Source organism: Syntrophothermus sp. (genome assembly GCF_013314835.1).
Taxonomy (GTDB): Bacteria; Bacillota; Syntrophomonadia; order Syntrophomonadales; family Syntrophothermaceae; genus Syntrophothermus; species Syntrophothermus lipocalidus.
In genome coordinates this window covers 20,173-42,387 of the sequence record NZ_JABUEX010000007.1, presented here as the reverse complement: position 1 = coordinate 42,387, position 22,215 = coordinate 20,173, and the positions used below count along the sequence as shown (strand labels likewise).

22 protein-coding genes, 1 pseudogene and 1 riboswitch are annotated in these 22,215 nt (G+C 50.7%); of the genes and pseudogenes, 8 read left to right on the top strand and 15 right to left on the bottom strand.

Going from position 1 to position 22,215, the window contains the following annotated elements; genetic code table 11:
- Nucleotides 1-20 precede the first annotated feature (20 nt).
- From fliE to HPY90_RS03820, 11 genes are all read right to left on the bottom strand, one after another.
- Entirely contained in the window at nt 21-338 is a 318-nt protein-coding gene (fliE, locus tag HPY90_RS03870; RefSeq protein ID WP_013175133.1) for a flagellar hook-basal body complex protein FliE, read from the bottom strand.
- Nucleotides 339-352: 14 nt separating this feature from the next.
- A complete protein-coding gene (flgC, locus tag HPY90_RS03865; RefSeq protein WP_013175132.1) occupies nt 353-790 on the bottom strand; it encodes a flagellar basal body rod protein FlgC in 438 nt (145 codons plus the stop codon).
- Nucleotide 791: 1 nt separating this feature from the next.
- On the bottom strand, nt 792-1,208 hold the full coding sequence (gene flgB / locus HPY90_RS03860) for a flagellar basal body rod protein FlgB (protein WP_287191353.1): 417 nt from the start codon (nt 1,206-1,208) through the stop codon (nt 792-794).
- A 140-nt stretch (nt 1,209-1,348) separates the two neighbouring features.
- A complete protein-coding gene (codY, locus tag HPY90_RS03855; RefSeq protein ID WP_013175130.1) occupies nt 1,349-2,131 on the bottom strand; it encodes a GTP-sensing pleiotropic transcriptional regulator CodY in 783 nt (260 codons plus the stop codon).
- 31 nt (nt 2,132-2,162) lie between these two features.
- Nucleotides 2,163-3,566, bottom strand: a complete 1,404-nt coding sequence (gene hslU / locus HPY90_RS03850; protein ID WP_013175129.1) for an ATP-dependent protease ATPase subunit HslU — start codon at nt 3,564-3,566, stop codon at nt 2,163-2,165.
- Between the two features lie 13 nt (nt 3,567-3,579).
- Nucleotides 3,580-4,113, bottom strand: coding sequence for an ATP-dependent protease subunit HslV (gene hslV / locus HPY90_RS03845; RefSeq protein WP_287191341.1), 534 nt, complete (start codon nt 4,111-4,113; stop codon nt 3,580-3,582).
- Between the two features lie 5 nt (nt 4,114-4,118).
- Nucleotides 4,119-5,039: a tyrosine recombinase XerC gene (gene xerC / locus HPY90_RS03840; protein ID WP_287191338.1), complete on the bottom strand. Its 921-nt coding sequence runs from the start codon at nt 5,037-5,039 to the stop codon at nt 4,119-4,121.
- Between the two features lie 27 nt (nt 5,040-5,066).
- Entirely contained in the window at nt 5,067-6,368 is a 1,302-nt protein-coding gene (gene trmFO / locus HPY90_RS03835; protein WP_287191445.1) for a methylenetetrahydrofolate--tRNA-(uracil(54)-C(5))-methyltransferase (FADH(2)-oxidizing) TrmFO, read from the bottom strand.
- Nucleotides 6,369-6,392: 24 nt separating this feature from the next.
- Nucleotides 6,393-8,474, bottom strand: coding sequence for a type I DNA topoisomerase (gene topA, locus HPY90_RS03830; RefSeq protein WP_287191336.1), 2,082 nt, complete (start codon nt 8,472-8,474; stop codon nt 6,393-6,395).
- A 57-nt stretch (nt 8,475-8,531) separates the two neighbouring features.
- The gene (dprA, locus tag HPY90_RS03825) at nt 8,532-9,632 is read right to left on the bottom strand and encodes a DNA-processing protein DprA (RefSeq protein ID WP_287191334.1); all 1,101 of its coding nucleotides are present in this window, start codon (nt 9,630-9,632) and stop codon (nt 8,532-8,534) included.
- 146 nt (nt 9,633-9,778) lie between these two features.
- Entirely contained in the window at nt 9,779-10,591 is an 813-nt protein-coding gene (locus tag HPY90_RS03820; protein WP_287191331.1) for a hypothetical protein, read from the bottom strand.
- Between the two features lie 210 nt (nt 10,592-10,801).
- Here HPY90_RS03820 and HPY90_RS03815 point away from each other — a divergent pair, with 210 nt between their 5' ends.
- Together HPY90_RS03815 and HPY90_RS03810 are read left to right on the top strand one after the other, a co-directional pair.
- Nucleotides 10,802-11,215, top strand: coding sequence for a secondary thiamine-phosphate synthase enzyme YjbQ (locus tag HPY90_RS03815; protein ID WP_013175122.1), 414 nt, complete (start codon nt 10,802-10,804; stop codon nt 11,213-11,215).
- Nucleotides 11,216-11,308: 93 nt separating this feature from the next.
- The gene (locus tag HPY90_RS03810; protein WP_287191329.1) at nt 11,309-12,646 is read left to right on the top strand and encodes a hypothetical protein; all 1,338 of its coding nucleotides are present in this window, start codon (nt 11,309-11,311) and stop codon (nt 12,644-12,646) included.
- 21 nt (nt 12,647-12,667) lie between these two features.
- On the opposite strand, the pseudogene HPY90_RS03805 reads toward HPY90_RS03810, so the two are convergent.
- Together HPY90_RS03805 and HPY90_RS03800 are read right to left on the bottom strand one after the other, a co-directional pair.
- A pseudogene (locus HPY90_RS03805) lies at nt 12,668-12,904 on the bottom strand (ferritin family protein); the annotation flags it as partial.
- A gap of 35 nt (nt 12,905-12,939) precedes the next feature.
- A complete protein-coding gene (locus tag HPY90_RS03800; protein WP_287191327.1) occupies nt 12,940-14,481 on the bottom strand; it encodes a YifB family Mg chelatase-like AAA ATPase in 1,542 nt (513 codons plus the stop codon).
- 163 nt (nt 14,482-14,644) lie between these two features.
- On the opposite strand from HPY90_RS03800, the gene HPY90_RS03795 reads away from it, so the two are divergent.
- Nucleotides 14,645-15,112 (top strand): Hsp20/alpha crystallin family protein, encoded by a 468-nt coding sequence (locus tag HPY90_RS03795; protein ID WP_287191325.1) that lies wholly within the window; start codon nt 14,645-14,647, stop codon nt 15,110-15,112.
- A 95-nt stretch (nt 15,113-15,207) separates the two neighbouring features.
- Here HPY90_RS03795 and hcp read toward each other — a convergent pair whose 3' ends face one another.
- Both hcp and HPY90_RS03785 read right to left on the bottom strand, forming a co-directional pair.
- Nucleotides 15,208-16,842 (bottom strand): hydroxylamine reductase, encoded by a 1,635-nt coding sequence (hcp, locus tag HPY90_RS03790; protein ID WP_287191322.1) that lies wholly within the window; start codon nt 16,840-16,842, stop codon nt 15,208-15,210.
- A 165-nt stretch (nt 16,843-17,007) separates the two neighbouring features.
- Entirely contained in the window at nt 17,008-17,409 is a 402-nt protein-coding gene (locus HPY90_RS03785) for an RrF2 family transcriptional regulator (protein ID WP_287191319.1), read from the bottom strand.
- 164 nt (nt 17,410-17,573) lie between these two features.
- Nucleotides 17,574-17,756, top strand: a riboswitch (cobalamin riboswitch).
- Here HPY90_RS03785 and HPY90_RS03780 point away from each other — a divergent pair.
- The 5 genes from HPY90_RS03780 (at nt 17,714) to cbiQ (ending at nt 22,210) form a co-directional block, all read left to right on the top strand.
- A complete protein-coding gene (locus HPY90_RS03780; RefSeq protein WP_287191316.1) occupies nt 17,714-19,249 on the top strand; it encodes a cobyrinic acid a,c-diamide synthase CobB in 1,536 nt (511 codons plus the stop codon). (Overlaps the previous riboswitch by 43 nt.)
- 57 nt (nt 19,250-19,306) lie before the next feature.
- A complete protein-coding gene (locus HPY90_RS03775; protein ID WP_287191443.1) occupies nt 19,307-20,371 on the top strand; it encodes a pyridoxal phosphate-dependent aminotransferase in 1,065 nt (354 codons plus the stop codon).
- 95 nt (nt 20,372-20,466) lie between these two features.
- Nucleotides 20,467-21,159 (top strand): energy-coupling factor ABC transporter permease, encoded by a 693-nt coding sequence (locus HPY90_RS03770; protein WP_287191440.1) that lies wholly within the window; start codon nt 20,467-20,469, stop codon nt 21,157-21,159.
- Nucleotides 21,153-21,449: an energy-coupling factor ABC transporter substrate-binding protein gene (locus HPY90_RS03765; RefSeq protein ID WP_287191313.1), complete on the top strand. Its 297-nt coding sequence runs from the start codon at nt 21,153-21,155 to the stop codon at nt 21,447-21,449. Before HPY90_RS03770 ends, HPY90_RS03765 begins: the two co-directional genes overlap by 7 nt.
- A complete protein-coding gene (gene cbiQ / locus HPY90_RS03760) occupies nt 21,449-22,210 on the top strand; it encodes a cobalt ECF transporter T component CbiQ (RefSeq protein WP_287191310.1) in 762 nt (253 codons plus the stop codon). Before HPY90_RS03765 ends, cbiQ begins: the two co-directional genes overlap by 1 nt.
- Nucleotides 22,211-22,215: the final 5 nt, after the last annotated feature.

Sequence of the window (22,215 nt, the reverse complement as noted above, 5' to 3'; positions counted from 1 at the left end):
CGTCATCCAGCCTGTTGAGTCTACATCTGCATTCTCATGATTTCTTGGTAGGCTTCGATGAGTTTGTTCCTGACCTCAATGGTCAACTGAAGCGCCAAAGCCGCCTTTTCGTATGCTATCATCGTTTGGTGAACGTCGGCTTCCCCTCCCGTAGCCAGGTTAAGGGCTGACTGGCCGGCCTCTTCCTGCAACTGGTTCACCTCGTTCAGCGCAGCTTTCAGATAACTGCTAAAGCTTTTGCTATTGTCGGCTGCCGAAGCCGAGTCTTGCCCGCTTTTGGCCCAACTCGGCGGCTGAAGCGGTTTAAGGGTATTAAGAGTAACGGTATCTATCTTCATTTACTTTTACCCCTTTATCTACCGATTTCTAAGGCTTTCATCGCCATACTTTTCGTAGCTTCTACTGCGCTTACATTGGCCTCATAAGCCCGGGTAGCTGAAATCATGTCTACCATCTCTGAAACCACGTTGACATTGGGCATGTTTACGTATCCATCCTGATCAGCGTCCGGGTTCCCAGGATCATACACTCTTTTGAAAGGCGAGGTGTCCTCTCGTATGGCTTTTACCCGAACCCCCCCCTCACCTTCCATATAAGCACTCAATAAATCCTTGAAGTTCCCTTTGCTAGGAGTACGAGCTTCGAAAATAACCATCTGTCGGCGGTAGGGGCCCCCTTGCGGGGTCCGAGTAGTATTAACGTTAGCCAGGTTATTGGAGATAACATCCATCCTCAGACGCTGAGCTGTCATCCCGCTGGCACTGATGTCGAAGGCGTTCAAAAACCTCAACCTAACCCCTCCCTTCGGTGATAGCCATCCGCAGCAGCTTAAACTCTTCGCTCATACTGGTAGACACTGCATTGTAATAAACAACATTTTTAGAAAGTCGCGCCATTTCTCGGTCGATATCTACACTATTCCCGTCATTGCGGAAAGTGTACCCTTCGGCAACATTAATCCCCACCTGGAAACTCGAGATGTTCGGTATTTGGAGGTGCCGGGGATGGGTTGTTTTCAAGTTGTACTCGCTCCCCGCTTCTTTCATTGAATTCTTGAGCTGTTCTTCAAAGGTAACTTCCATAGCTTTGTACCCTGGGGTATCGACGTTAGCCAAATTGTTGGCTATGACCTTTTGCCGCAACATCGCACCGTCCAAAGCTTTTTCTAAAACGTTTATCCTTCGGTTACCGATGACCTTATCGAGCATCGCCATCCCTCCCATGTTTGCCCGATCTTCCTACAAAATTCTATAATTACCGTAATTATTCCTTCCGGCATCGGCAGCGCTTGTAAAAATTTCTGAAAAAAAAAAACTAATCCTGCCCGGATTAGTCACATTTCCTTTTGTTAACCGCGAAGCTCGTCCAATATATTGTCTACCAGAAGTCTTATGTAAGTACCTTTCATGCCCAGCGATCGAGACTCTATGATGCCGGCGCTCTCAAACTTGCGAAGAGCGCTGGCCACTACTGACCGGGTCAACCCTACCCGGTCGGCCACGTGACTGGCCACCAAGACCCCTTCCTTACCTTTAAGCTCAGACAAAAGGTGATAAAGTGCCTCTCTTTCTGACTGTGAAATAGCCGCTAATGCCGCTCCGAGCGAAGCCTTTCTCTGGCTAACGGTTTCTTGTCTCTCGGACTTCAGGTACATGATTTCATTGGCTATAACGAGAGCTGCCACTTTTCCCAGAACAAGCTCTTCCTCGGAAAATTCTGGTTCACGGCGGTAAAGGACCAGGGTAGCGAGCCTGCTCCGGCCGCCCTGAACTGGAATTATAGTGAATACCTTTCCTTTGCAGTCACAAGCTGTTCTTCTCATCCGAAAAACACATTTTCTCCCCAACCGCCGGTTGATCAAAGGTTGTGACAGGTTGAGAAAATCCCGGTTAAAGCTCTCGGGGAAGCGTTCGACATAATCCAACAACTTTTCAATTTCAGGGAAATCGCCGTTGTCCTCCTCAACGGACCACCCCAAGATTCGCCCTCTTCGTCCCACTATATAAACGTTACAGTCAATATTTTGCGCAATCAAAGCCGCCATCTGGCCAAAATCCACCGGTGCTTCGTCTTGCTGCTCTGTCACCTCGCTCAAACCGAGACACCTTTTCCAAAGACTAACCCCCGCCAACCTCCTACCTCCTCTCCCAAATTACTCGCTCTTATAGTATATATCGACTCAGGTCCTCGTCCTTTATAATAGGACCGAGCCGGGCCTCTACATAAGCTTTATCAATAACCACCGTTTGACCTGCCATTTCACTTGCCTCAAACAGAAGATCCTCCAGCACTTTCTCTAAGATGGTGTGTAACCTCCTTGCCCCTATGTTCTCGGTACTGGCGTTCACCTCATAAGAAACCTGCGCGATATAGTCTATTGCTTCAGGAGTAAAAGAAATATCTACCCCCTCGGTCGATAACAAGGCTACGTACTGCTTGATAAGGGAATTATCGGGTTCGGTGAGGATCCGTCGGAAGTCTTCAACGGTCAGGCTGGTCAGTTCTACCCTGATGGGAAACCTTCCTTGCAGTTCAGGTATTAAATCTGATGGCTTGGTTATATGAAAAGCACCTGCGGCAATAAAAAGAATGTGATCGGTCTTGACAGGGCCGTACTTGGTCATCACGGTTGAACCCTCGACAATGGGCAATATGTCTCTTTGCACTCCACCTCTAGACACGTCTGGTCCGTGGCCGGTTTCGCGGCCAGCAATTTTGTCGATTTCGTCCAGAAAGATTATACCGGAGTTTTCGGCACGGTAGACAGCTTCCCGTTGCACCTCATCCATGTCAATCAGCTTTTGAGACTCTTCGTTGGTAAGTATCCTCCTCGCTTCCGCTACCGTCACCTTTCTCTTTTTCTTCGACTTGGGCGCCAGGCTGCCCAGCATGTCTTGAAGGTTGATTCCCATCTCCTCGACGCCAGCTCCCGAAAAAACCTCGAAAAACGATACGGGTTTTTCCTCGACCTCGATCTCGATCAGCTCGTCTTCCAGCTCCATGCGGGCAATCTTGGTGGATAGTATTTCTCGCCGTCGCCTTATGTCCTCGTAGCCGGGTCCTATGTCCGAGTCCTGGTTGTCAGTTTCCGAGGATGTCCTGCCTAACAAGAACTCCAGCGGGTTAACCACCTGGGATCCTCTCTTTTTGGGTAAGGGCAGCATGTAATCTACTATTCGTTCTTCAGCCAGCTTGCGAGCCTTGTTTTCCACCTCGGCCATCTTTTCTTTCTTTATCATCTGCACAGATGTTTCTACTAGATCCCTTATCATAGAATCAACGTCTCGTCCTACGTAGCCTACCTCGGTAAACTTAGTAGCTTCCACCTTAATAAAGGGAGCGTTTACCAATTTGGCCAGCCTGCGGGCAATCTCGGTCTTTCCAACGCCAGTTGGCCCGATCATAATAATGTTTTTAGGGTATATCTCTTCTCCTATCTCCGCCGGCAACTTCTTCCTACGGTAGCGGTTCCTCAGGGCAATCGCTACCGCCTTTTTAGCCGCTTCTTGGCCCACGATGTAACGGTCCAATTCTTCCACAATCGCCCGGGGGGTAAGGTTTTCCATACACCCACTCCTCTCACTTCAGTTGTTCGACCGAAATGTTGCTGTTGGTAAAGACACATATCTCCGCCGCGATCCTCAGAGCTTCTTCCGCGATCTCGCGGCTGGAGAGTTGCGTATGCCTAAGTAGGGCTCGGGCTGCAGCCAAGGCATACGGTCCTCCTGACCCTATAGCCACTACCTGATCATCGGGTTCGATGACCTCGCCACTTCCGGAAATCAGAAACATCTTTTCCTTATCGGCCACTATCAAAAGAGCCTCCAACCTCCTTAACACCCGGTCTGTCCTCCACTGCTTCGCTACCTCCACCGCTGCCCGGGTGAGGTTCCCGTTACTCTCGCGTAAACAGTCCTCAAACCTTTCGAAAAGAGTGATGGCATCGGCTACGGATCCGGCAAACCCTGCCAACACCTTACCGTTGTATAATGTCCGTATTTTTTTGGCCTGGGCCTTTAGTACGAAGGTCTGCCCGTATGTAACCTGCCCATCGCCCGCTATGGTAACCTCACCGTCTTTCTTGACTGCTACAATCGTAGTTGCCCGAAACATACCCATCACCTCCGGGGAAATTTGTCGTCGTAAATGTTCTTTAACCGCTCAGCAGTAACATGAGTATAGACCTGAGTTGTGGACAATCTGGCATGGCCTAAGAGCTCCTGCACAGAGCGAAGGTCCGCCCCACCGTTTAACAAATGAGTAGCAAAGGTGTGACGCAGGGTATGCGGGCTGATCTTTAGCCGCAAGGCGATTTCTTCTACATACCGGTTCACGATGTTTCTTACCCCCCTTGCCGACAACCTTGTACCGTGCCGATTCAAAAAAATCGCGTTTTCAGTTCCCTGTTTTCTAGCCGCCAACACCCGGCGGCTGCTGTTCAAGTACCTGTTCATGGCCTCAACCGCCCTTGCTCCCACCGGTACTATCCGCTCCTTGCTCCCTTTGCCCATTACCCTGATAAACCTTTCTTCTGAGTCGAAATCAGGTAAATCCAGGCCCACCAACTCTCCTACCCGGATCCCAGTAGCGTATAGAAGTTCCAGTATGGCCTGGTCTCGCAATCCCAAAACATCACCCCCATCAGGTGCTGCCAGCAAAGCTTCCACTTCTTGCGAGTAGAGAAAACGCGGCAGTCTCTTCTCCCTTCTGGGCGTGGATACGGTGGCAACCGGGTTAACCTCGATGACCTGTGAGCTGCACAGGTACTTACCAAACGACCTTAAAGCCGCCACCTTGCGGGCCATGGTTGACCTTTTTAGCCCGCATTCTTGTAAATGAGCCAGATACTCCCTGACCGTTCGGGGATCAAGAACCTCAAACCCGATTTCTTCCGGCCCGATACCCCTTTTATCCGCGAAGTGAGCCACAAAACGCTCGAGATCCGATCTGTAGCCCGCCAGAGTCAAGGGAGATGCTCCTTTTTCAATCTCAAGGTGTTCGAGGAACCTCTTTACGTGCGACAATAACACTAAGCCCACTCAGTCCCTTTCATATCGAGCTCTGGTTCAGCCTAACTCCGCTTTATCAAGAAATTCTTCAAGACTACGAAGCGATCTTTTGCTATACGCCAAATACCTTTCCCTTCGCCCTTTAACCTTCTCCTCTAAGGGAGGCAGTAGACCGAAATTAGCGTTCATTGGCTGGAACCTGTCACCAGAGGCGGAGGTGATGTGATGGCACAAAGCGCCTATCATGGTAGTCCTCGGTAAAACCAGTAAGGGCTTGCCTGCCGCGAGACGCACCGCGTTCAGCCCTGCCAAAATCCCGGTAGCGGCGGACTCCATATAACCCTCGCACCCTGTAATCTGCCCGGCAAAGAACACGCCGTCTCTAGGTGTGAACGCAAGGGTTGGCTCGAGTAACCGGGGACTGTTGATGTAGGTGTTGCGATGCATAACCCCATAGCGCACGAACTCCGCTTTCTCCAGTCCTGGAATCAACCTGAACACCCTTTCCTGCTCTTTAAACCTCAGCCTGGTTTGAAAGCCAACCAAACTGTAAAGAGTTCCTTCTCGGTTTTCCTGTCGAAGTTGTACAACCGCGTGCACCCGTTTTTTACCATCACCGGGCTCAAGCCCTACCGGTCGCATCGGACCGAAGCATAAAGCCGCTTCCCCCCGGCGAGCAATGACCTCTATCGGCATGCATCCTTCAAAAAAGAGCCCTTTATCCACCGGATGGCCTTCATGGACATCTGCTTCGACCAGGGCACGGTAAAACCTTCGGTACTCTTCTTCCGTTAGGGGACAGTTCAGGTAATCATCCCCACCCTTTCCGTACCGCGACCCTCGGAATATCTTTGAAAAATCCAAGCTATCGGCAGTCACCACCGGTGCTACCGCATCGTAAAAATAAAGGTTGTCCTCTCCGGTAACATCCCTTATCCATGCCGCTAACCGGTCAGAGGTTAACGGTCCGGTTGCAATAATAGTAATACCCTCCTCGGGAATGCAGGTAATCTCTCTTTCTTCTACCCGAATAAGAGGATGGGAACGGATGATCCCGGTTACCTTAGCAGCAAAAAGCTCTCGTTCTACCGCTAAAGCCGACCCCGCAGGAACACGACAGTCCTCAGCACAATCCAGCAGCAAAGACCCCAACAGTCTCATCTCAGCCTTCAGCAAGCCTTGAGCAGTTGCCGGGTCCTCAGACTTTAGGGAATTACTGCAAACCAATTCAGCCAGGTAACCCGTCTGGTGAGCGGGAGTCATCCGAACAGGACGCATCTCACATAACCTGACCCTGATCCCGCTCTCGGCGATCCGATAAGCGGCCTCGCACCCAGCTAGGCCACCACCAACCACCATTACTTCCTCGGTTCTTGTCAATCCTCACATCCTCGCTTCCTTTTCTTCATAACGGCATTCCTTGCTGGTACAAGCCAGGTACTCTTGGCCCCGGCCTCTTTTCCTAACCATCGGCTCACCACACTGAGGACATTTCTTTTCCGTAGGCAAGTTCCAGGATCGAAAATCGCATTGTGGGTATCCTTCACACCCGTAAAAACGTCGACCCTTCTTGGTTCTTAGAGCTATTACTTTTCTCCCGCATTGCGGACAGGTAATCCCTGTTTCTTCGTTTACCGATTCCGTGTAACGACATTTTGGAAACCCGGAACACGCAAGAAACCGGCCATAGCGCCCGTTACGGATAACCATGGGTTTCCCGCAAACCGGACAGTCTTTTCCGGCTTCTTCTGGTTTTAGCTCTACTTTTTCAATCTCGCTACTTGCCTTCCGCAGTTTATCAGAAAACGGAACATAAAACTCTTCTACCGTCTCTTGCCAGTTCAGTTCTCCTTCCTCTATCCGGTCCAGGTTTTCCTCCATGCTGGCGGTAAACTCTACATCCATGATCTCGGGGAAATAATCCTTTAAAAGATCTACTACGATAAACCCTAGCTCTGTGGGCACAAACTGCTTGTTTTTTCGTTCTACATATCCCCGGCGCAGGATAGTATCAACAATCGGTGCGTACGTACTCGGCCGCCCGATATTCTTTTCTTCCAGCATCTTGACCAGACTGGCCTCGGTGTAACGGGGCGGAGGTTGAGTAAAGTGCTGTTCGGGCTTAAAGCCCCGGGCTACAAGCTCCTGCCCTTCTTGAACCTCAGGTATCGTTCTTTTCTCATCCTCTTCCTCGTTCTCGCTCTCTTGATACACGGCCAGATAACCCGGAAACTTGAGATTCGAAGCAGAGGCACGAAAAACGTATCCCCCGCCGGTTATTTCCACAGTCACGGTATCGTAAACAGCTGGGGCCATCTGACTAGCCAAAAACCGTTCCCAGATGAGTTTATACAACCGGTACTGATCCCTGGTCAAGAAGGTCTTGACCCTTTCCGGTTGGCGCCAAACCGAAGTAGGTCTTATGGCTTCGTGAGCGTCCTGGGCCGTTTTCTTTGATTTATACACGTTTGGTTTCTCCGGCCGGTACTCTTTCCCAAAAGTTTGTTCCACGAAGTCTAATGCCTCTCTTTGCGCTTCTTCGGCAACCCGGCTGGAATCGGTTCGAATGTAAGTCACTAAACCAACCGTGCCTCCTTCCCCAAGTGATAGCCCTTCGTACAGCTCCTGCGCCACTCTCATGGTCTTGTTAGCAGTAAAACCGAGCTTCTTGTAGGCTTCCTGCTGCAAACTGCTGGTAATAAAAGGCGGCACCGGGTTCCTTTTCTTGGTTTTCTTTTCTACTTTGCTCACGGTAAATCGGGCAGTTTCTAACTCTCTCAAAATCGCGTCGACAGCCTCGCGGCTGCCGATCTCTAGCTTTTCTCTCCCACGCGCGACCAAGCGAGCAACCAAAGCCTTATTCCCTGCAGCAAACTCTCCCTCTATGGTCCAATATTCTTCAGGAACGAAGGATTCTATCTCGCGTTCCCTTTCGCAGATGAGCCTTAAAGCCACCGATTGAACTCGTCCTGCACTCAAGCCCTTCTTGATCTTATTCCAAAGTAAAGGACTCAAGCTGTAACCGACCAGACGGTCCAGCACTCTTCGGGCCTGCTGGGCATTAACCCTATTCATATCAATCGGCCTCGGTTTCTTAACCGCCCGGGTAACCGCATCTTTGGTGATTTCATTAAACTCTATCCGGCAAGGGTTGTTATCCTTGAGATTCATGGCTTGACTCAAGTGCCAGGCAATAGCCTCTCCTTCCCGGTCAGGGTCAGTAGCCAGCAGCACCCGAGACGATTTCTCTGACTCCTCCCGGATGTGTTTGAGTATTTCTCCTTTTCCCCGAATAGTCACGTACTGAGGAGTGAACCCGTGTTCAACATCCACTCCCAGCTTACTCTTGGGCAAATCCCTAACATGCCCCACGGAAGCCAGCACTTTGTAGTTCCGTCCCAGAAACTTGCTTATGGTCTTGGCTTTGGCAGCTGACTCCACTATTACCAGCACTCTATCTCCCAAGAATAATCACCTCATCCAATAATCTGCCTTTATTTGCACTGGCCGTTGGCACCATCTTCACGATCCTCTCAGCCTTATAAAATAGTTACCGGGTAAAACCTCGATTATTCCACGAATCTGAAGTTCAAGCAGCATACCAGATAACTGCCCCGGGGTAAGCCCGCTAAGCCTGACCAACTGATCCAAGTGTACCGGTTCGGTCCCCAGTAGATCAAGTACCATATCGAACTCCGAACTCCTATCCAGGTCACCAAGTGGTAAAGCGCCTGTTTCAGTATCTTTTAACACCAGCTGGTACTCCTCCAAAATGTCCTCGACAGTTGTGACAAGTTTGGCTCCTTGCTTGATAAGGTTGTTCGTGCCCTGGCTCAACCGGCTGGTTATGGGCCCCGGCACTGCAAACACATCCCGCCCTTGATCTAAGGCCCAATCTGCTGTGATAAGGGCTCCGCTTTTGACTCGAGCCTCCACTACCAGCACGCCTTTCGATAATCCTGAAATTATCCGATTACGAATAGGAAAATTCTTGGGCTCAGGAGGTGTTCCAGGAGGAAACTCGCTGACAACTACTCCGGTCTCCGCAATGCGAGAGTACAAACCCTTGTTTTCTCGCGGGTACACCACGTCAATGCCGCTGCCCAAGACTGCTACCGTGCGTCCTCCGGCCTCAAGCGCTCCCAAATGAGCCTCAGTATCGATTCCGCGAGCCATGCCGCTGACTATCCAAAAGCCGGCTCGGGCCAGATCCGTAGCCATCGAACGTGCAATTTGCCGCCCGTAAGGAGATGGTTTCCTTGCCCCTACCACTGCGATAGCCTGCTGATCGATGGTTTCAACCTTCCCCCAGCCGTACAAAACTGCTGGAGGGTCATACAGACTCCTGAGGGCCTCGGGATAGGTCTTGTCAAAAATTGTCCTAATACTATATCCCTTGCTGTACAAAACTTCACGGTAGGCTAGGGGATCCAGGGTCTTTCGGGCAGCCAGCAGAGCATCCAGCTTTCCGGGCAAAAACCGAAAAGCCTTCAGTTCCCCCGCTTCAGCTTCCCACACCTCGCGAAACCCGCCGAAGTAGTCCTTTAATTCTTGCATCTTTCGCGCTCCCGCGAAAGTAACCGCGTGTATCGCAAGAAAGTATGCCAGCTCCTCTTCTTTCATCCCCGAGTATAACCTGCCTCATCCATGATATGCCCTATAACCGTAAACCTTTTCCGTTCGGGCGTCAATTACTGTTTTCAGATTATCCTTCTCCACCATTTCCCACATTTCCTTCCAGCTCCCTTTAGTTTTCGGCTCGATTCGGACTAAGGCTTGGTCCGACCCGCGGCCTTCAAAACCATGGCTTGGTGTTTGGGATCTACGCGGTTGCCGGCATGGGTCTTGCTGCCTAAAAAGTGAATACAAAAATGCCCGGGAAAATCATTGTCTTTTATGGCACCTGCGCCGTGAGGCATCCCGTTCATGGAAGCCGCCATCCTCCTGCCCCTGACTACAACGATTATAGCCCTCCTTTCCCAGCTCCATTTTCCTTTATAAATTGATTTCATAATATGCGAGTCGCGTGCTGTCAAAGGCTGTACGTCGGCGTGATTGGTTCCTGCCCGCCTTTGCACCCAAAAACTCTTTCTCGTTTCCACATCAGTTATCATCGCTTTGTCGTATATACGGAAAATCTTTTCTGCCTTTGCCCAGGGAACCAGCTCCCCGTATCGTTCACTGATAATGTTTTCCAGGTTAATTATACCGTTGTCGAGCAACCTGCAAAGAGAACCACTAAGGCTAAAAGCCCTTCCTTTCTCGTCCCAACCTATGCGGGCAGTGCGATGGATAAACAAGCGGTGTTTTCTCCCGTCTTGAGAAAAGTGTATCAGTACGTATTCCGGAGACAATTGGAAGGGATTGAGTGGCATACGGAAAGAGCGGTCCAAAGCCTTCGACAAGCGTACTCTTTCCTTCGCTTCCATTAGGTATGATTCGCTGTAATCCTCTTTCACCAGCCTTACCTCTTTTCTCACGTCTATATCCGGCTTATATGTGAAGAATATTGCCAAAACGCAGAATATCAAACAAGCGACGCATACGTTAGACGCGAGTATATAGAACAGACACCGGTTCACATCCCGTCCCCTTTCCCGGTTTACTTGATTCTATGAAGAATAACATCCCTACAGACTCGCAAGTCTTACCATTGATGTGTCATACTGCAATGCGACAACAAGGGTATAATTAGAAGCAGGCGAAAGATTAAGAGGAACTCCATAACCAGGCAGGTTGCCAGTCAAAAACATGCCAGAGATAACAAACAAAAAAGATAGGGGGTTAAACGCTTGAAATCGCACACCGTATATCACTGGTTTAACACGAAAAACAAGAGGGAGTTTATCAACATTACAGGCCTGGTTGCCGATGCTGTGAAGGAATGCGGCATACGGGAAGGGATGGCGTTGATTTCGGCCATGCATATCACGGCCGGTGTTTTCGTGAACGATGAAGAACCGGGAATCAAAATGGACCTGATGGAGTGGGCGGAGGGCCTGGCCCCTTTTCGATCGGACTACCGGCATCACCGCACGGGGGAAACCAACGGAGATGCCCACCTCAAAAGCATTCTTTTTCACCACCAAGTGATTGTCCCTGTTACCGATGGGAAACTTGACCTTGGCCCTTGGCAGGAGATATTTTATGCCGAGTTTGACGGTCAGCGCCGCAAGCGATTGATAATAAAAGTGTTGGGCGAATAATTGGGTTGAGCCAGGAACCTGCTTGCGGTACTATCAACTCAGTATTAACGGTAAAATAGCCCAAACCAGTCGTAGCTAAGGGGGACTGATGCAGTGCAGAGGATAAACACCTTTTATAATTACTACTTTTTTTTACCAGATGATGAAGACAAGCTTCTGTCACTGGTGAAGACTCTATCAGCACGCCCTTTTCCCGAATACTCCGGTAAGGCCTCGGGAACCGATATAGAACCCGATATCGAGACTGCCCGCTACCGATTTCTCTCGGTCGACGACCTACAAATCCTGGTACTCAAAGTAGGCCGGAGTTTTAGCTCTAACGACGAAGCACGTAATTGGCTAAAAAAGCACGAGGAAAATGCGGGGCTCGGCGATGACAACTTGTTGGGAAAAGTCTTGGTCTTACTCACGCCTGCCGGCAAAGAAGCTGACGCCTTGGAAACAAGCGGCACAAAGTGGCGGGAAATCCGGTTTGCGGCCCGTAACGTGGAACTGATTCGTTTTTTTGAGGCTGGTTTCGACTACGACATCGTGTACCGAGCCCAGATAAACCCTAATGCCTCCGAACCGGCTTACCAGCTCTTCGAAAACGACCTACCGACCGTGGAAGCCTACCTGGCCAAAATCCGGCTCCTAACAAGCGTCTACCACGACTCAGCGCGCACGGTACTAGAAGAAGCCAAGAAATCGGGGCGGAAATTGTCGGGTATCCTCCATACCCAGTTCGGCACCCAACACAGCGGTGAACCCGCGATCCAGGAACTCGAAGGAGAAATCCATGAACTTTCTGCCTCTTACGGAAAACTCGTAGCCAGCCAAAGCTTCTTGAGCGAGGGAAAAAGTAATCTTCAAGGAGTTCTGGAAAACTTGAAGCAACACCTGAAAACCAGAATGAACATTACTCCCGAAAGCCCTGTTGTGCAAAACTTAATCGACTTCTACCAAGGGCCTTGGAAACTCCTCGACCGGTCCCTCAGCGAGGTTCAGTCCTCAATTCAGAATCACCAGGCAGCCATCGAAGTGGTCAGAGGCAGGATCGAAATCCTCATGAGCCGAGAAAGCGCCTCGCTTCAAAGCAGGATCAGGGATGTTCTCGAACTCAACACCTCACTGCAAAAACAGAGCCTGACTTTCCAAGTTGCTGCCAGTTTTATCGAGTTTATCGTCCTCGCCTATTATACCCATTCCCTCTGGAAGAACCTGGCCCCAGGAGCTTACGCGGGAGTCGCTAAAGGAGTACAGTTCCTCTTGGTCTCCCTTTTTGCTGGAATAGCGGTATATGGTACTCACCTCATCGCCGAGCGAATACAGGGTGACCACCATGTTGACAAGCCCTTGAAGATAGTACTCGGTGCGCTGGTGTTGATTTTAGCCATAATAATCGGGTTGAGCATTGCCTACAGCGGTCACGCGGCAGTAACTCCCCACTAGGCTCTGTACTTGCCCGATTTTTTAGGATCGCATCAATTTCACAGCTTTCAACCTGTCCACCAGCCGCTTGTAATGCGATTCCTCTTCCCGGGCTATCTGTTCAAACATGAGTCTGGTTTCCGGATCACTGGCTTGGGCCGCCAGCTCCCTGTACCGGGCTGAAGCCTCTTTTTCCTCCTTTATCGCCGTTTCTAGGGCAGCAATTATGTCCATGACATATCCCCCTTTAACAAGTATGATTTGTACCCATTTGCGCCAGCCTCCCCGGTCAAGACCGGTAGTACATCAAATAATCATAACCCGTTCCAATACTTCCGATCCAGGCTGCGGTATTGAACAGCCTCGGCTAAATGCCGAGGAAGAATACTCGATTCCCCTTCTAAGTCGGCTATGGTCCTCGCTACCTTCAGGATACGGTCGTAGGCCCGGGCACTCAAGGCTAACCGTTCAAAAGCAGCTTTTAAAAGCTTCTCGCCTTCTTCAGACAGGCGGCAAAACCTGCGGATATCACGGGGCGGCATCAGCGCGTTGACCTGGTACGGCCTGTCTTCGAACCGGCGCTTCTGAATCTCCCTAGCCCTGACAACCCGTTCCTTTATTGTCGAAGAACTTTCTCCCCTTTCGGTCGGAACCAGGTCCTCGTACTTGACCCTCGGTACTTCCACGTGCAGGTCGGTACGGTCGAGCAGGGGCCCCGAAATTCTGGCTAGGTACTTGCTGATCTGGTGCGGGGTACAGCGGCACTCCCTGAGAGCATCACCGTAGTAGCCACAAGGGCATGGATTCATACTTCCCACTAACAAAAAGTTGGCCGGATAGGTCAGGGTGGCCTGGGCCCGAGCTACAGTCACTACCCTATCTTCCAGCGGTTGCCGCAATGCTTCAAGGACGTCCCGTGAAAACTCGGGCAGTTCATCCATAAATAAAACCCCGTTCTGAGCCAAACTGATCTCTCCGGGGCGTGGCACGCGGCCGCCACCGATGACACTGGCGGAGGAAGCGTTCTTGTGTGGGGATCGAAAAGGCCGCCTGGTTATCAAAGGTAAATCCGTGTCCAGCAGTCCGGCAGCCGAATACACGCGGGTGGTTTCCAAAATCTCAGAACGGTTCATATCGGGCAAAATTCCTGGGAGCCTCCTGGCCAGCATGGTCTTACCGCTGCCCGGGGGTCCGATGAGGATAATGTTATGATAGCCGGCCGCAGCTATCTCCAATGCCCTCTTGGCGATTTCCTGTCCCTTCACATCGGCAAAATCGAGATGCTCATCGGAGATTTCGCTGCCATGAACCTCACCCTGATTTGAAACTAGAGCGAGATTTCCCTTACCGTTGACGAATTCGATGAACTCCGCCAGCGAACCTACGCTGAAACAACGGAGCTCTTGTACTAACGCCGCTTCTTTCAAGTTCTCCTGTGGAACCACCAGGCTCGGCACAGGGGCTTGGGTTATCAGCTCTAAGGCCATGGGTAGCACCCCCGGAACTTTTCTGACGCTCCCTTCTAAAGACAGCTCCCCCACAAGATATAGATTACCTGGGACCCGCCCTTCAAGCTGCCCGCTGGCAGCGAGGATGCCAACCGCAATAGGCAGATCAAAGTGGCTTCCTTCTTTCTTAATATCAGCAGGAGCCAAATTAACGGTGATACGCTCCAACGGGAATTTCAGGCCGGCATTCTTTATGGCGGATCGCACGCGTTCCTTCGCTTCCCGAACCGACTGGCTGGCCAGCCCCACTATGTCGAACGAAGGCAGGCCTGAGTGTATATCGACTTCGACTTCAACAGTTCGAGCTTCTATTCCTTGCAGCACTAGCGAATTGACTACAGCCAGCACCTTATCACCTCTCCCTTGATAGTTTTTCTTCGCGACCTTGCAATATCCTGCTATTCCTATTACTGGACGACACTTTTCTGGAAATTTTGGGTTTTACCCCGGTTACAACCGTTACTATAATAAAATTGTGGGGTAAATTTTTTCGGGAAAGGAGTGGATGATGATGAGGAGACTGCCAAAACCTTTCGGTGAGCATCCCCTGCGTATCTGGAAGGCCGGTATTGACAAGCTTTATGACGACATGGATCGCTGGTTTGAAGAAGCTACGAAATCAGCTTTTTCACTGCTTCCGGCCGATTGGCAAATGAAGACTCCCAGAGCAGAAGTGTGCGATACTGGCGAAAACTTAGTGGTGTCCGTCGAACTGCCCGGAGTAGAGAAGTCAGACCTGGAAGTAAAAGTTTATCCCACCTACGTGTCGGTCAATGCCGAAAAGCGGCAGCAAAACGAAGTGAAAGCAGACAGCTATTACCACAGCGAGTGTTACTATGGTTCTATTTCGCGTAATATTCCTCTTCCCGTAGAAGTAGACTCTGCTCAAGCCAAAGCAGAATTCAAAAACGGCGTGCTCAGGTTGGATTTACCTAAAAAACACCAAGGAGACATTGGCCGCAAGATCGACATCGAATAAGAATAATAAGGGGGACAAATAGTCCCCCCATTTGTTTTCGGTTCAAAAAAGCCGCCCATCTTCAGGCCTGCGAGAATGGGCCGGTTTTTTTTCTCTTATTTACACAGAATCGCCTGTAGATCCTCCTCTGGGCTCGAAATCGGCTTGATATCGAAATTATCAACCAGTACTCCTAATACTCCCGGACTGATAAAAGCAGGTAACGTCGGGCCCAGGCGCATGTTCTTTACCCCCAGGTACAGCAATGTCAACAGTATTGCTACTGCCTTTTGCTCGTACCAAGAAAGCACCAGGGACAAAGGCAGTTCATTAACACCGCAACCAAAAGCGTCCGCTAAGGCTAAGGCCACTTTTATCGCCGAATAGGCATCGTTGCACTGTCCGATATCGAGCAATCTGGGTATCCCCTCTATGGTCCCCAGTTGGCGGTCAAAGAATCTGAACTTCCCGCAAGCCAGGGTCATTACTACCGTGTCGCCCGGTGTTTTCTCTACCAGTTCTGTGTAGTAATTCCGCCCCGTTCGGGCACCGTCGCAGCCCCCCACCAGTATAAAATGCCTAATCTTCCCGTCTTTGACAGCTTGAATTATCTTGTCCGCTGAACTTAGGATGGCGCTGTGGGCAAACCCGCACATAACGCTTCCCCTGTCTTCGTCAGACTCGAACCCCGGCAGGCTCAGGGCTTTTTCAATCAGCTTCCCGTATTCCCCTTCTGCCAGGTGTTGGACTCCCGGCCAACCTACAGGCCCAGTAGTAAGAATCCGGTCCCGGTACGATTCGTGAGGTTCCTGGATACAGTTGGTATTAATCAGTATCGCCCCCGGGAAAGCGGCAAACTCCTTTCTCTGGTTGGGCCATGCTGTCCCGTAGTGACCGAAGAGATGGGGAAACTTCTTCAGTTCCGGATAACCATGAGCAGGAAGCATTTCACCGTGAGTATAAACATCGATGCCCTTGCCCTGGGTTTGTTCCAAAAGGTTTTTCAGGTCCTTCAAGTCATGTCCGGACACTAAGATACACTTGCCCTTTCGATGTCCCAACGGTACTGAAGTCGGCACCGGATTACCGAAGGCTGAGGTATGGGCCTTGTCCAAAAGTTCCATGGTCTTCAGGTTGATTTCCCCACAGCGCAAAACCATGTCCAACCACTGTTCTCCGCCCCACTCCTTGTTTCCTAGAGCGGCAAAAGCTTCATGAATAAACCGGTAAACGGAGTCGTCTTCCTGGCCCAAGGTCTGGGCATGATGCGCGTAGGCCGCCACTCCTTTGACACCGTAAAGCAATATCTCCTGCAGAGACCGGACATCAGGGTCAAGGTCTGAACTGATTAAGAATCCCAATCGGTTACCTTCCTCGATCAGAGTAGAAATATCAAACCGCTCCAATACCAGAGCAGAAGGCAAGCTACCGGCTAAGTCATGCCGGTTCTTCGGTAACTCTTCCCTAACCTTATCCCTCAGCTCCTGAGCCTGTTTTATGAGCCGTTGGAGACGCTCAGGATCGAAGTTTACGTTAGTCAGGGTTGCAAATACTGCCTCACAAGTGAAATGATTAACTTCTTCGTCTACCCAGCCTGCTTCGCGGGCAAGTGAGGCGTGGGTCGCCAAGTCGCGGATGGAGTGCATCAACAGGTCTTGGAGAGCTGCCACCTCTTCCGATTTCCCGCAAACTCCTCTTCTAACGGTGCATGCCACCCCTTTGGATGTTTCCTCACACTGGTTACAAAACATCTTACTTTTTCCTCCTCTCCTCAATACCGTCAACTACGACGAGGGTTACCCACCTTCTAGGTTCACCTGAAACCGGATCACCTCCTATAGAGGATAATAAGTATGATATTTGTCTCTTTTTAGAGAACACCTATTCCCCTGTTATTTTTCTTTACCCTGGGGGCTTCAAACCTCGGCTAGTTCCGCCAGCGAATTGCAGGAAAGCTCGGAAACTAATGCCTTCTGCGCCCTGGCCAGTACCCGGTGTACTTTACAGTCGGGTTTGTTCACACACTCGTACCCCGGCACCAAGCAAACGTTTAAGGCCAAAGGCCCCTCTACCGCTACTAAAATATCGGCTAGAGTCACTTCGGTCGGGTCCTTCGCCAACTGAACTCCACCTCGCGGTCCACGCTGAGTGTGCACCAGTCCTGCCCTGGCCAGGATCTGTATAGTCTTTTTTAAAAACACTTCTGGAATCTGCTGCTTTTCGGATATTTCGCGGGCTGACAGCATTTCACCTTTGGGCAACCTAGCCAGCTCTAACATAACCCGAACCGCGTACTCCGCCTGTCTGGTGATCTGCATTGCATCATCTCCAATAGGGATATAAGTTATCCTCTTAATCTCTAATATACTTATAACCCAAGTGAACCTGGATTGGCAATAGTATGGTTGTGGAATTTGCTGGCCTGGTCTTGACGAACTACCGGCTCTTGGTTATGATGAGATTAGACTTGGAAAGTATAGAAAACTGTATAGCGGCGTCAGGTGTTCCCGTCCAGGAATAAACGGGGAAATCGGTGAGAAGCCGGTGCAGCCTCCGCTACTGTAAGTGGGACGAATCCTCATTAGAAGCCACTGGGCATGGCCTGGGAAGGTGAGGAGGAGGATGAACACGAGCCAGGAGACCCGGCCTGACGTGTATTTTGGTCTTCGGAGAGAAGGGCAAATACTCCGTCGTGTGACGCTACGGACGATGTTGTTGACTGGCTTCGAAGAAGCCTTTTTTGTTTGTTTGAGGCAGGGAGGTAAATTCATGTCTACGCCACGAATAATCATTGCCGGTACCCATAGCGGAGCTGGTAAAACCACCATTTCAATCGGATTGATGGCCGCCCTGGTGCGGCGCGGTTTGCGAGTACAGCCTTACAAAGTCGGGCCTGATTACATAGATACCGCCTACCACACCTTGGTCGCCAAGCGCGTATCCAGAAACCTGGATGACTGGATGCTCACCCCGTCAACTCTGCGTTACCTTTTCCTCAAAAATATGTCGGGAGCAGATATTGCTGTAATCGAAGGAGTCATGGGCTTGTTCGACGGTATAGGTGCGGGGATTGCTGGCAGTACGGCTGCGGTAGCCAAGACCCTTGATTGTCCCGTGATTCTGGTCGTGGACGCCTCCTGCCTGTCAGCGAGCGCCGCTGCTCAAGTCTTGGGTTACCAGCAATACGACCCGCAGGTTCAAGTTCGAGGCGTTATTCTAAACCAAGTCTCTCCAGGTCCGCATTATGACGCGGTGCGAGAAGCAGTCGAGAAACGTACTGGAGTTCCTGTTCTCGGATGTCTTCCCCCACGCGAGGAGCTGCGCTTACCCAGCCGCCATCTGGGACTTGTCCAGGCGATAGAGATGGAAGGAATGCACGCCCGCGTCGAGAAGCTTGCCCGCCTTATCGAAACAACGGTGGACATCGATCGGCTATTGACTATAGCGTCGTCAACCCCGTCTCTTTGGACACCCGCTTACCCTGCCCTCTCTCCTCCCGAAAACGTTTTCCCGGTCAACTTGGCAGTAGCTTGGGATGAGGCGTTCAACTTTTACTATCAAGACAATCTAGACCTGCTAGCCCAGCTGGGAGCGTCAGTTGTGCACTTCAGTCCTTTGCACGACAAAATCATACCGGAAGATGCCGACGGGGTTTACTTGGGGGGAGGGTTCCCGGAAGTATTTGCCGAGGGTCTATCGGAGAATCAATCCATGCTGGAAAGTTTTCGCCAGCGTTTGGCAGAAGGCCTGCCGTGTTTTGCCGAGTGTGGAGGCTTGATGTACCTCACCCAGAGCATACAAGACGGTGAAGGAAAAGAGTGGCCTATGACCGGGGTGCTGGATGGTATCAGCCGAATGACTGATAGGTTGCAACGATTTGGCTACGTCGAAATCCGTTTAACTTCGGATAGCATCTTGGGAGTGGCTGGCAGGTTGGTTAAAGGACATGAGTTCCATCACTCCGTCGTGGAAGGCATTTCGTTGCCTCATGTTTATGAGGTTACTGCAGCTTCAAGCCAGAACAGGTGGCAGTGTGGTTTCGTCTACAAAAACACCCTAGCAGGTTACCCTCACCTCCATTTCTGGAGCAATCCTTTGCTAGCGGAAAGCCTAGTCGCATCTTGCTGGAAATACAAGCACATTAAGAATACCGTTTAGTTCTCCGATACACACAAGGCTAGAACGGATAAATTCGGAGAGAAGGTTTGCGATGTGATGGATTTCCACGGAGGCAACATCTACCGGTATCCGTACCCGGTAATAGATTTCAGCGCTAATATAAACCCTCTAGGAGTTCCGCCCCGAGTCAGAAAAGCAGTAGTAGAAAAACTCGACCTCTTGGTTCACTATCCTGATCCGGAATACATTGCTCCCCGGGAAGCAGCAGCCCGGTATTGTCGGGTTTCGAAAGAAAACGTGATCTTAGGCAACGGCGCCACCGAAATCATATTTCAACTGTTTCGAGCCCTCAAGCCTGACCGGGTGCTTGCTCCCGTTCCCCTTTTTTCTGAATACGAACGAGCAGCCCGCTTAGGCGGAGCGGAGTTCGTTCCTATTGTTCTCGACTGGGAAAATGGTTTCGCTCTGTCACCGCAACTCTTGTTCGAGAACTTGAAACAGGTAGGAGCTCAGATGTTGATCCTGTGCAACCCCAACAACCCTACCGGTAAGTTGCTGGACCGTGGCACCATGAAGGCGGTGATCGGAACAGCTAAAAGCCTTTCGGTAACAGTAGTGGTTGATGAAACATTTATCGAATTCACCGAGGACTACCCTGACTCCTCGGTTCTCAGCTTCGCTTCCGAGTTCGACAACGTGGTGGTATTGCGGGCTTTGACCAAGTTCTTCGCCCTTCCCGGCTTAAGAGCAGGTTATGCCTGGGTGGGAAACGAGGAAACGTTCTCAAGGCTGCTGCTGACCAAAGAACCGTGGTCGGTTAACCTGCTGGCAGCCTGTGCTATGGAAGTCGTTTTCGACGACGCCGATTACATAACCTCCTCTCGCGCCTGGATTGCCGAAGAACGGGCTTACTTTTATAACCGCCTGGCTGAGTTTCGCGATCTCGTCGTATTCCCTCCGGCTGCTAATTTCGTTTTATGCCGGATCAACCGTCCCGACCTCGATGCAGCCCGGTTAAAAGCGCTGCTGTTAAATGATGGCTTCTTAATTAGGGATGCCAGCAATTTTCGAGGCTTGGACAACCAGTTTATTCGGATAGCTATCAAAAATCGCCAAGACAACCAGTCCCTTATAACCTGTCTTAAACGGTACCTCAGCTAGTGACTGGAAATTCAAAGTGAGGATAGGAGGTGAAGTTAAGCAATAACTACCCCGGCCAGTGGTTAACATTTCTCATCGTCAAGGAGGGAAGTCTTATGCACATTATGGAAGGTTATCTTCCGGCCAAACACGCCCTGGCGTGGACCGCCGCCTCTGCCCCGTTCGTAGTCTACGGGACCGCTAGACTAGCCCGCGTGCTTAAAGAAAAACCAGAAACCAAGATGTTATTGGGTGTTTCCGGTGCTTTCACTTTTGTGCTATCTGCCTTGAAGTTGCCTTCGGTGACCGGCAGTTGCTCACACCCCACAGGGACGGGTCTCGGCACCATCCTGTTCGGACCGTGGGTAATGCCAGTCATCGGCTGTATAGTCTTGCTGTTTCAGGCTTTGTTGCTGGCGCACGGAGGCATAACTACCCTTGGAGCCAATACCTTTTCCATGGCTATAGTGGGGCCCTTCGTGGCTTGGTGGATTATGCTAGGAGGGAAAAAGCTAGGCATGCCCCTGCCGGTAAGGGTCTTTCTTGCTGCCTCCTTGGGCGATCTGGCCACGTATGTTACAACTTCGCTGCAGTTGGCAATTGCTTTTCCCGACCCTGTAGGAGGAATTGCCGCTTCTTTTGCCAAGTTTTCAACTATATTTGCTGTCACCCAGGTTCCCCTGGCGGTCATCGAAGGCATTGTCACCGTATTCGTATTTAACCTCATTCTAACCTATAATTACCAGGACCTCTCGGAGTTGCAGGTCATCAGTCTTGTTAGGCCCAAGGAGGTAGACGACAAATGCTAAAAGCCAGCCACAAATGGGTATTAGGTGTTGTTTTGCTGCTGATTCTAATTCTTCCTTTTTTGATGGCACCGCACAAAGGCGACGCCGAACTGTTCACGGGAGCAGACAGTCAAGCCGAAGGCTTGATAGGAGAGATAACCCCTGGCTACAAACCTTGGTTCAGCCCGGTCTTTGAACCACCCAGTGGCGAGATCGAAAGCCTATTGTTCTCTTTGCAAGCAGCTCTAGGTGCGGGAGTTATCGGTTATTACGTCGGATATAATCGGAGAAAATCCGGGGATGAAGCCTGATGTTGCTCGATGATTACGCCTGGAACAACGCTTTGCGCCGCTGGCACCCGTTGGAGAGGTTAAGCATAACAGCAGGCGGTATGCTAGTAACGCTCATTTCTCACCGCCCGGCTGTGGCCTTTTCGGTTTTTCTGGTGTTCTCGGCGCTGATTGTCGGTGCGGCCCGAGTAAAACTGAAAGACTTCCTCTACATGTTATCATGGCCTGTGGCTTTTCTTGCTATTGGAATTATAGCTATAGTCATCTCCTATAACCCTGGTATCCCATGCGTGTTGTCCGTGAAGACATTCGGTTTAACGTGGGGCATCACCTGGGAAGGGGTGCAAACGGCTCACCAGTTGTCAGCAAGAGTCCTATCCATGGTCAGCGCCATGTACTTTCTCTGCTTGACCACACCGATAGTGGAACTGACCTCAGTTTTGAAAACCCTAAGAATGCCAGATATCATCAGTGACATCATGTACATCATGTACCGCGGGATATACCTATTGTCTGAAACAGTCGAACAAACCGTGTGGGCTCAAACGCTCAGGCTTGGTTATTCTGACTGGAAACATTCTTTCTCATCTTTTAGTTATTTGGTTACTTTTGCTTGGGTAGACGCTATACACAGGTCTCGGGAAAACACCACCGCTATGTTGGTCAGGGGTTTGAATTGCACCCTGCCCGACCTGGCTGTTTTCCCAAAGTTGTCACCCGCCCGCTTGTTGCTAGTGTGTTTTGTGTCAGCAACCGCCATAGTCATTGCTGTTATGGTTTGAGTGAG